This window comes from Salipiger mucosus DSM 16094, from assembly GCF_000442255.1.
In the GTDB taxonomy this organism is placed as follows: Bacteria; Pseudomonadota; Alphaproteobacteria; order Rhodobacterales; family Rhodobacteraceae; genus Salipiger; species Salipiger mucosus.
The window spans coordinates 377,298-387,715 of the sequence record NZ_KE557274.1; the positions used below are offsets into that span (position 1 = coordinate 377,298).

Below are 10,418 nucleotides of genomic sequence, written 5' to 3' on the forward strand. Positions count from 1 at the left end.
TGATCTCAGGCGTCCCGGAACCGGTAACCGATGCCGGGCTCGGTAAAAATCCAAGCCGGGTCAGCCGCGTCGTCGCCGAGCTTGGCGCGGAGCTGGCGGATGAAAACGCGTAGATACTGGCTGTCTTTGGCGTGAGCCGCGCCCCAGACCGTCTCGAGCGCCATGCGCTGCGTGACGAGGCGGCCGGCATGCGAGGCGAGGAGCCAGAGCAGATCGAACTCTTTCGGGGTTAGGGAGAGCTGATCTCCATCGATACGGGCAGAATGCTCCGCGGCGTCGAGAGTGAGACCGCCAATCTCGATCCGGGAGAGGCTCGCGCGCTCGGCTCCTCGGTCGCGGAGTATTCCGCGCAGGCGCGCGAGGAGTTCCCGGGTGCCGAAGGGCTTGGTCACGTAGTCCTGGGCGCCGAGATCGAGGGCCTCGACCTTCTCGCCCTCGTCCGCCCGGACCGAGAGGACGAGGACCGGCACTTCCGACCAGCCTCGGATTTCGCGCAGGACGTCCTTCCCGTCCCGGTCGGGAAGCCCAAGGTCAAGGATGACGACATCGGGTGCGTTCGTTGCCGCCTTGGCCGCGCCCTCACGCCCCGTGGAAGCCTCGGAGACCGAGTGCCCCTCTGCTTCAAAGGTGATCCGGAGGAAGCGGCGAATCTGGTGTTCGTCGTCTATGACAAGGATACGGGCCATCAGAGCTCCGGATTGGCAAGCGGCAGCCGGAGCACGATGGTCGTGCCGCTGCCGTCTGGGTGGGTGGCGTCTGCGCGGATGGAGCCGCCATGGGCCTCGACGATGCCGCGCGCAATGGCGAGGCCAAGACCCGTCCCGGCCCGTTGCGAATCGCCCGTGGTGACGCGGTAGAACATCTCGAAAACCCGGTGCCGCACTTCCGGTGGGATGCCGGGTCCTTGGTCCGCGATCGCGAGTTCAATCGCCGGCCCATCAACGCGCGCCATGAGCCGGATCGCCGTTTCCTCGGGCGCATGCTTCGCCGCGTTGTCGAGGACGTTGACCAGAACCTGTTCGATGAGGAGCGGATCGACGTCGATCGCGGGCAAGGTCTCCGGGAGGGTCATCTCGAGTTGGAAGCGCGCCAGGTCCCCGCGCAGGCGGCGCCGGGCATTGCCAACGATCTCGGAGAGGTCCGCGGCAATGCGTCTGGGCGTAAGGGCGCCGTGGCTGAGACGCGTCATGTCGAGGAGGTTCTGGATGTAGCGGTCGAGCCTCTCGCCTTCCTCGCGGATCGTCTCCGCGAGCTCGTGGCGCATCTCGGCCGTGTAGCCCGTCTCGGTATCAGCCAGAGAAGACGCAGCGCCGATGATGCTCACGAGCGGCGTGCGCAGATCGTGGCTGACAGAAGACAGGAGCGCCGAGCGAAGGCGTTCTGTCTCCGACGAAAGCCGCGCGGCCTCCAGCGCGTCGTTGAGGTCAGTGCGCTCGAACGCAAGGGCAAGCTGGCTCGCGAAAGCCTCGAGCAGACGGCGATCTTCGGTCGTCATAGCGCGCTCCTCGCTGGAGCGCAGACCGAGCACAGCCAGGGTCTCCTCGGCGGCGCGGACAGGCAGGAAGAGCCACTGGCTCGAGGAAAGCGTATCGGTCCCACGACCGGAGGGGTTCCCCTTCTCCAGCGAGTATCCGCCCGCAGTCCGGTCGCGCATGTCGAGCGGCGCTGCCTCCGGCTCCGAGGCGATCATTGTAACCTGTGAGCCCACGCGACGGAGCACGAGAGCATCGAGCCCCATCGCCGCAGCGATCTGCTCGACCCCGGCACGGGCGACCGCCTCCGAGGAGGGCGCGACGGCAATGCCCCGTGCAAACTCATGCAAGATGGTCGTCCGCTCGACGCTATCACGGAGCGCGATGGCCCGAGCCCGCAGGCGGGCCGCCAGGTTGCCGGTGACAATCGAGGCGACGAGAAACAGCCCCAGCGTCACCAGTTCTGCCTCGCGCACAACGCGGAAGGTGAGGCGCGGCTCGGTAAAGAAGAAGTTGTAGGCCACGAAGCCGATCGCCGAGGCAGCAATCGACGGCCCCAACCCGTAGATCGAGGCGACGACGACCACGCCCGTCATGAAAACGAGCGACAGGGCGGTGACCGGCAGCACCGTCTCGAGCGCCATGGCCGCCATGCTGAATGCTACCATGACCAGCACGGCGCGAAGATAGGCCCCGCTTTCGGCTCGGGGCCGCCAGCGCGGAAGGCGGCGCTTGCTCCTCTCCTCCTTTTGCGGCGGGTCGGCAATCAGCGTGACTTCGAAATCCCGTGCCCGCGCAACCACGGCGCCCGCCACGTCCTCGCTGAAGAGGCTCGCTCCCGTCCGGCGGTCACGGCCGCGGCCGAGAACGATGCGGCTGGCGTTGATCCGCCGAGCATGCTCCAGGACTGCGGTGGCAACGCTCTCGCCTTCGCGCAGTGTCGCGGTCTCGGCACCGAGACGCTCGGCAAGGCGCAGGGCGGAGGCCAGACGGTCGCGCTCCCCTTCGCTCATGCGGTCGCTGCGATCGGTGGCGACATGCACGGCGGTCCAGCCGACCCGGGCACGATCCGCCATCCGCTTGCCCGCGCGCACCACCTCGCGTGCGACTGGGCCGTCGTCGAGGCAGACGAGAATGCGTTCCTGCACCGGCCAGGGACCGCTCGTCGCGGTGGATCGCATATGCCGCATGAGCTGGGCGTCCACGCGGTCGGCCGCGGCCCGCATTGCGAGCTCACGCAGCGCCGTGAGGTTGCCCTTGGAAAAGAAGTTCTGCACCGCCCGGGCCGCCTGATCCTGGACGTAGACCTTGCCGGCCCGCAGGCGCTCCAGCAGATCCTCGGGCGGAAGGTCGATCAGCTCAATCTCGTCGGCCTGCTCCAGCAGACGGTCCGGCACGGTCTCGCGCACCTTGACGCCCGAGATGCGCGCCACCCGGTCGTTCATCGTCTCGAGGTGCTGGACGTTGAGGGTGGTGTAGACGTCGATCCCGGCCGCGAGCACATCCTCCACATCCTGCCAACGCTTCTCGTGCCGACTGCCGGGCACGTTGGTGTGGGCGAGCTCATCGATCAGCGCCAGCTCCGGATGGCGCTCGATCAGGCTCTCGAGGTCCATCTCGTGCAGGATGCGCTCGCGGTAGAAATGCGCCCGCTTCGGCAGGACATCGAGCCCGGCGAGGAGCGTCTCGGTTTCGATGCGCCCATGCGTCTCGACCACACCCGCGATCACGTCGACGCCTTCGGCCGCCCGTCTCCGGGCGGCCTCCAGCATCGCGTAGGTCTTGCCGACGCCCGGGGCGGCGCCGAGGAAGATCTTGAGTTTGCCGCGGCCTTCCCCGGAGGCTTCTTCCAGGAGTGCCTCCGGATCAGGGCGCGCCTCGTCGGTCTCGGTCACTCCACTCCTCCAGGGAAGGCCGCGTCGACCGCGAGATTGGCCTCAAGCACGTTGACATGGGCGGGTCCGAAGATGCCGAGCCAGGGGCCAGTGGTCGCCGCCTCGACGATCCGCACGATTTCGTCTCGCGGCGCCCCGCGGGCTTCGGCAACGCGCACGGCCTGCACCCGAGCGTTCTCCGGCGAGATGTCCGGATCGAGTCCGCTGGCTGAGGCAGTTACCGCGTCCAGCGGGACGTCGCTCTCACCGGTCTCCCGGCGCCAGGCCTCGGCTCGTTCTTCGACGGTCACGAGGAGCTCGGCTGAGGTCGGACCGAGGTTCGACGCTCCAGCTGAGGCAGCATCGTAGCCCACGGCGGAGGGCCTTGGGTGGAAGTAACCGGGCGAGGTGAAGTCCTGGCCGATCAGCACCGAACCGATCACCGTTCCGCCCTGCTCGATCAGGCTGCCGTTGGCCCGCACGGGCATGGCGACTTGGGCGACTCCGGTGATCGCAAGCGGATAGGCGACGCCGGTCAGGAGGGTCATCAGGGCGAGGATCGCCAGGGCTGGACGGAAAATAGCAAGCATAACGATCACCTTACGCGAGGTTGAGGGCGCCGACGATCAGGTCGATCGCCTTGATGCCAATGAACGGCACGACGAGCCCGCCGAGGCCGTAGATCAGGAGGTTGTTGCGCAGGAGCGCCGAGGCCGAGGCCGGCGCGTAGCGCACGCCGCGCAAGGCCAGCGGGATCAGAGCCACGATCACGAGGGCATTGAAGATCACCGCCGAGAGGATCGCGCTCTCGGGGCTCGAGAGTCCCATGACGTTGAGCGTCGCGAGCCCGGGATAAGCGCCAAGGAAGAGCGCCGGCAGGATCGCGAAATACTTCGCCGCATCGTTGGCGATAGAGAAGGTGGTGAGCGCGCCGCGGCTGATCAGGAGCTGCTTGCCGACCATGACGATCTCGATGAGCTTCGTCGGGTCGCTGTCGAGGTCGATCAGGTTGCCGGCCTCTTTGGCCGCGGGTGTGCCCGAGTTCATCGCGACGCCCACGTCGGCCTGCGCCAGCGCCGGCGCGTCGTTCGAGCCGTCGCCGCACATCGCGACCAGCCGGCCCTGGGCCTGCTCGTCCCGGATGCGCTCGAGCTTCGCTTCGGGCGTTGCCTCGGCCATGAAGTCGTCGACACCGGCCTCGGCGGCAATGGCCGCCGCGGTCAGGGGATTGTCCCCGGTGATCATGACCGTGCGCACGCCCATGGCCCGGAGTTCCGCGAAGCGCTCCCGCACGCCAGGCTTGATAATATCCTTGAGGTGGATGACGCCGAGGATCTGGGAGTCCTGACTGACCAGCAACGGCGTGCCTCCGGAGCGGGCAATGTTCTCGATGTTGCCTATCAGGATCGGGTTGGGTTCAGTGCCGGTATGCTTGACGATGGCATCCACGGCGCCCTTGCGGATCGTGGTGCCGTGCTCGACGTCGACGCCAGAAAGGCGAGTCTGGGCCGAGAAGGCGACATGCTCCTTGATCGCGATGCGGGGGATGTCGTCGCCGAGCACGCGTGTCGCGAGCTCGACGATCGACTTCCCCTCGGGCGTGTCGTCGGCCTGCGAAGCGAGCCAGGCGGCTTGCGCGAGGCGCTTCTCGCTCACCCCCTGGGTTGGCAGGAAACCGTCGGCCATTCGGTTGCCGAAGGTGATGGTGCCGGTCTTGTCGAGCAGCAGGACATCGACGTCGCCTGCGGCCTCGACCGCGCGTCCCGACTTGGCGATCACGTTAGCCTTCACCAGCCGGTCCATGCCGGCGATGCCGATCGCCGAGAGGAGCCCGCCGATGGTCGTGGGGATCAGCGTCACGAAAAGCGCGGCGAGGAAGACGACCGGGATCGAGGTGCCGGAATAGAGGGCGAAAGGCTGGAGGGTCACGACGACGAAGAGGAAGATGAGCGTCAGACCTGTGAGCAGGATCGACAGCGCGATCTCGTTCGGGGTCTTCTGACGTTCGGCGCCTTCCACGAGGGCGATCATCTTGTCGAGGAAGCTCTTGCCCGGTTCCGCTGTGACCTTGAAGACCAACCAGTCGGAGACGATCGTGGTGCCGCCGGTGACCGAGGAGCGGTCTCCGCCGGCTTCCCGGATGACCGGGGCGCTCTCGCCGGTGATGGCACTCTCGTTGACCGAGGCGACGCCCGCCACGGCCTCGCCGTCGGTGGGGATCAGGTCTCCCGCATCGACCAGCACGAACTGGCCCTTCCTCAGCTCGGTCGAGGAGACCGACTCGGCACTGCCGTGCTCGGCGTCGGCGGAGGCGAGCCGCTTCACGCGCGTTTCCTGCCCAGTGGTCCGAAGCGAGTCGGCCCGCGCCTTGCCGCGCCCTTCGGCGAGCGCCTCGGCGAAGTTGGCGAAGAGCACGGTGATCCAGAGCCACAAGCTGATCTGGATCGTCACCCCTCCGCCCGTGCCCGCGACGAGGTCGCGCAGGGCGAGGAGCGTTGTCATCGCGGCTACGATCGCGGTCACAAAGAGGACCGGGTTGCGCAGGAGCAGGCGGGGCGAGAGCTTGGTGACACTCTGCCGCGCGGCGGTGGCGTAGAGGCTGCGAGGGGCGGCAGTTTCGGTGCGGGACATGTCAGTCATCCTTGGATGAAGGAAGTGCCCGGGGCCGATGGCCCCGGGGATCAGCTCAGAAGCGCGTGCCGGCGGCCAGGCTCACCTGCTCGGCAAGCGGACCGAGGGCCAGCGCCGGGAAGAAGGTGAGGCCGCCGAGGATCACGACCGTCACGATCAGCAGGACCACGAAGAGCGGTCCGTGGGTCGGAAAGCTGCCTGCGGTCGGCGCGGCTGGAACCTTTACCGCAAGGGCGCCCGCGATCCCGAGCATCGGCACGATGATGGCGTAACGGCCCAGCAGCATGGCGATGCCTTGAAGCGTGGTATGAAACGGGTCCGCTGCGCCGAAGCCCGCGAAGGCCGAGCCGTTGTTGCCGGTGGTCGAGCCATAGGCGTAGAGCACCTCGGACAGACCGTGCGGGCCGGCGTCCTGCACTGCTGCAAGCGCCTGTGGGACGGCCACCGATAGTGCGGCGAAGACTAGGATGCCGAGCGGCATCGACAGGAACGCCAGAACCGCGAGACTGACCTCCTTCGCCTCGATCTTCTTGCCGAGATATTCGGGCGTGCGCCCCACCATCAGACCGGCGAGAAAGACCGCCAACACGACGTAGAGAAGCATGCCGTAGAGCCCGGCACCGACGCCTCCGAAGATCACCTCGCCGATCATCATGTTGACGAGGAAGACGAGCCCCGAGAGCGGCATGAAGCTGTCGTGCATCGCGTTGACCGAGCCGTTCGAGGCCGCGGTCGTGGCCGTGCCCCAGAGGGCGGAAAGCGTTGCGCCGAAGCGCATTTCCTTGCCCTCGAGGTTCGGCCCGGCGGTGCCTGCGATCTGCGAGATCATGGGATTGCCGGCGGCCTCGGACCAGGCCACGACAGCAAGCCCCGCGACGAACATCGTCGCCATGGCGGCGAAGATCGCGATGCCCTGGCGCCGGTCGCCGACCATGCGGCCGAAGGTGAAGCAGAAGGCGACCGGGATCAGCAGGATGTATAGGCCCTGGAGCATGTTCGAGAGCACTGTGGGGTTCTCGAACGGGTGCGCCGAGTTCACGCCGAAGAAACCGCCGCCATTGGTGCCGAGCTGCTTGATCGCGATCTGGCTCGCGGCCGGACCCTGCGCGATCACCTGCTCAGTGCCTTCCATGGTCGTCGCGGTGACGTGAGACGAGAGGGTCTGGACAACGCCCTGGCCGACGAGGATCAGCGCACCGATCGTCGCGAGCGGCAGCAGCACGTAGAGCACCGATCGGGTGAGATCGGTCCAGAAGTTGCCGAGTCGGCCCTCTCCGCGGCAGGCGAAGCCGCGGATCACCGCCACGGCTACGGCCATGCCGGTGGCAGCCGAGACGAAGTTCTGCACCGTGAGCCCCACCATCTGGCTGAAATAGGAGAGCTGAACCTCCCCCGAATAGGCCTGCCAGTTGGTGTTGGTGACGAAGCTCACCGCGGTGTTGAAGGCGAGGTCGGGCGCCATGGGCGCGAGCCCGGCGGGGTTCCACGGCAGGAAGCCCTGAAGACGCAGCATAGCATAGAGAAAGACGAAGCCCGCAGCGTTGAACGCGAGCACCGCGAAGGCATAGGCACGCCAAGACTGGCTCTCCTCGGCGCGGATACCCGCGATGCTGTAGATTGCGGTCTCGACCGGCGCCAGCACGGGCGTCAGAAGAGTGCGCTCACCGCGATAAAGCCGTGCCATGAAATGGCCGAGCGGGACCGCCAGTACGACGAGCACAACGAGATAGAGGAGAACGGAAGCGAGATCCGGTGTCATGGCCTGCCCTCAGAACTTCTGTGGTCGCAGCAGGACCGCGACGAGATAGACGAGAAGCCCCGTCGCCACGGCGAGGCCCAGGAGGATATCGAACATGGGAAGGTCTCCTCAGAGCCGCGCTACGGCCGGGACGGCGGCCGCGAAGGCGCCGAACGAGAGGAGGCCAAGGCAAAGATACAGCAGGTCGGTCATCGCACGCTCCAATCCGGTGGATAGGCGGAATGTGCGCTCGAGGGCTGTAAAGTGGCTATATGGAAGATGGGCAGTGGGCGTAAGGACGGCGTAAAGATCGCCGCCTTTAGTCGCTGCAAACTACAATGGTTCACGAATGTCGTGGAAGGGCTCGCAGTCAGATTTCGCCGCCGGAAGCATCAACAACGGTTCCTGATCTGCCAACGTCGGCGCGTTGAGCGACGTCGATCAAGATCAATAGCTTAGCCCGGCCCACCTATGACCGGTTCCGCGACGTGTTTGACGCGTCCCTTGCTGCATAAGCATTGGGCCGCACTGAGCCCTTCTTGCTCATTCGACGGGCTGCAGCGAACGGCCGCTCTCGCGAGCAGCCCAAAAACGTGCCAAAACCACATGGGTTTTGCATTAGGGTTCTGTCCCGGCTAACCTTCTGTAGACGCAAGCCCCCTTAGGGAGGGACAGAAACGACCTTTTTTGACACTGACATCGTATGGGAATACCCGCATAGGGTGCTTGCGGGCGAGTACACTGTGGAGCTCTAGGCTATTTGGTGACGCTCTTAGGCAATTCATAACCATAGGCGCGATACGCTGCCATTTCATTTGCTACCGTTTCGCACAAGACCTCATCATCCCATTCGAGTTTCATTTTGGGGCTCTCGCCTACACGACCAGCTGCTAGCAGAGCTTTGCTATCGATTGGGAGGCCAGTGCGTTCCGCAAATGCTACGAAGTCCTGAGCCAATGACTCATTTCGTAGCACGGTGGCATTGGCGCCATGAGTGTAGCGACCAAAAAAGCAGGTTAAAAACCCAGGAACGTGCTTATTTACAGCCCGCATGAAAGTCATGAAATCGGAGCTTTTACAGGCGTTCAATGCTGCGCATACATGCCACCGCGCCGGATTACCTGCTTCGCCCCAGTCTCGCCATTGCTTGCTAGTTTGGTATCGGAACCAAGATTCGTACCAAGATAACGGATCGCGAACCACACAAAACACCGTCGGCGATCCCGCTAGATGTTTCCAAGAACTGACCATTGAGCGCAATGGCCCCGGTCGCGGCGAAATATAATCAAAAGTTGCGTGCTTATGGCCCAACTTGCCGACAACCAGCCCTTGGTCGTGCACCATTTTGGTCAGCCAGTTCCCTCCAGTTTTTGGGATATGCAGATAGAGAACGTTATTTTTCAGCACGAGTGCCATCATTCATCCTTCGTGACTTCATCGTGCGGATACGATGGCCTGAATGGTCAGTCAATCCGGCAGTGGGAACACAGTCAAAGCACAGGAGGCGCCACAAAGCGAGAACACTTCAGGGGTGCAGGTCAAGGCGAACGTCCGTCTTCAGCAACAGCCGACCTAGACACGTGCGCCGAGCGTATGATCAGCTCTGCGAAAACGTTCCCGCATCGGTTGAGATCACGTTAGCGCTCACAAACCACCGGTTCTGTCCCAGATCGTTAGCTGCCATTCGTCGGGGGTCCGCTCCGTCCGCGCTGCGGTCACTGCTCCCGAGGGTTTCGCTGCGCGGCGCACGAACGACCGGATCCACAGCTGCGATGCGGCATAAAGATTTGCCGCGTCACAGTAAAAGTTCCGCTGCGAGCGCGCGCAGCGAGAATTTGACACTTCCGCAACGGGCTCGAAGCGGACCTGCGGCGGCGCGGCAGGACCCTCGCCCTGGCGCGCCAGGCCTGCGGGCGCTGACGGCCCAGAGCTGCCGTTCGCCAAGGTTACCATTGCCGCAGCGCGGCCTTCATCAGACCGGACTTTCATGGCACAGCTCAGCTTCTACCAAGAGCCAGAGGTCCGCAGCGCGGACAGGAGCAGTTATCCGGTGGGGCGCTCGGTCAATTCTTCTCGGAGCCACGAGAGCAGGGCATCGGTCTCCGCGTGATTGCCACGCCTCGCGCCGCGAAAGACCGAAATCTCGGTCGGGCGGAATACCGCCTCATCGCAAAGCCTCAGGAGCTTGCCGTCGGCGATGAGCCCGCTCACCGTGTTGCGCCAGCCGAGCGCGATCCCCTGACCTGCGACCGCCGCCTGTAGCACCAAGGGAAAGCTGTCGAAGCCGGTGATCCGCGCGCGTTTCGGCATGGGATGTCCGACGGCCTCGAACCAGCCTGGCCAATCCATCCAGTCCTGCGGCAGGACCCGATGCGACAGCAGTGGGTATCGGGCCAGCCCCGCGGCAGGAAGCGGCAGAGCCCTGGACGGCACGAGGCCTGGGGCGGCCACGGGAAAGATCTCGTCCGAGGCGGTGAAGGCCAGACGCGCCGAGCCTGCGGCCCGGCCGGTCGTCTGGATCGCCACGTCGAAGGGCTCGGGCGCCGCCGTCAGCGGCGACAGGGCGCTGACAACCCGCACTTCCAGACCGGGATGGCGTTCGTGGAAGCCCGCAAGGCGCGGCATGAGCCAGTAGAAGGCCTCGCAAAGCTGGCAATGCAGGACCAGTCCCGTGCCGGAGGAGCCGCCGCGCAGGCGCGTCGT

8 protein-coding genes are annotated in these 10,418 nt (G+C 65.3%); 1 reads left to right on the plus strand and 7 read right to left on the minus strand.

Annotated elements, in window-relative coordinates; genetic code table 11:
* Positions 1–5: 5 nt before the first annotated feature.
* Genes SALMUC_RS07925 through kdpA form a run of 5 tightly spaced genes read right to left on the minus strand, consistent with a single transcriptional unit; the run spans position 6 to position 7,661 of the window.
* Positions 6–686: a response regulator gene (locus SALMUC_RS07925; RefSeq protein WP_020043192.1), complete on the minus strand. Its 681-nt coding sequence runs from the start codon at positions 684–686 to the stop codon at positions 6–8.
* Positions 686–3,367, minus strand: a complete 2,682-nt coding sequence (locus SALMUC_RS07930) for a sensor histidine kinase (protein WP_020043193.1) — start codon at positions 3,365–3,367, stop codon at positions 686–688. Before SALMUC_RS07930 ends, SALMUC_RS07925 begins: the two co-directional genes overlap by 1 nt.
* Positions 3,364–3,936, minus strand: a complete 573-nt coding sequence (gene kdpC, locus SALMUC_RS07935; protein ID WP_020043194.1) for a potassium-transporting ATPase subunit KdpC — start codon at positions 3,934–3,936, stop codon at positions 3,364–3,366. The genes SALMUC_RS07930 and kdpC overlap by 4 nt, the downstream gene beginning before the upstream one ends.
* A gap of 10 nt (positions 3,937–3,946) precedes the next feature.
* Positions 3,947–5,977, minus strand: a complete 2,031-nt coding sequence (kdpB, locus tag SALMUC_RS07940; RefSeq protein ID WP_020043195.1) for a potassium-transporting ATPase subunit KdpB — start codon at positions 5,975–5,977, stop codon at positions 3,947–3,949.
* Between the two features lie 55 nt (positions 5,978–6,032).
* Positions 6,033–7,661 carry a potassium-transporting ATPase subunit KdpA gene (kdpA, locus tag SALMUC_RS07945; protein ID WP_021120045.1) on the minus strand — a complete coding sequence of 543 codons (1,629 nt, stop codon included), beginning with the start codon at positions 7,659–7,661 and terminating at the stop codon, positions 6,033–6,035.
* A 3-nt stretch (positions 7,662–7,664) separates the two neighbouring features.
* On the opposite strand from kdpA, the gene SALMUC_RS30980 reads away from it, so the two are divergent.
* Positions 7,665–7,952, plus strand: coding sequence for a hypothetical protein (locus SALMUC_RS30980; RefSeq protein WP_020043197.1), 288 nt, complete (start codon positions 7,665–7,667; stop codon positions 7,950–7,952).
* Positions 7,953–8,471: 519 nt separating this feature from the next.
* Here the strand turns inward: SALMUC_RS30980 and SALMUC_RS29655 are convergent.
* Both SALMUC_RS29655 and SALMUC_RS07955 read right to left on the minus strand, forming a co-directional pair.
* Positions 8,472–9,134: a hypothetical protein gene (locus SALMUC_RS29655; RefSeq protein WP_156883430.1), complete on the minus strand. Its 663-nt coding sequence runs from the start codon at positions 9,132–9,134 to the stop codon at positions 8,472–8,474.
* 624 nt (positions 9,135–9,758) lie between these two features.
* Positions 9,759–10,418 (minus strand): LysR substrate-binding domain-containing protein (locus SALMUC_RS07955; RefSeq protein WP_020043198.1); only part of this gene is annotated, 660 nt, incomplete at its 5' end.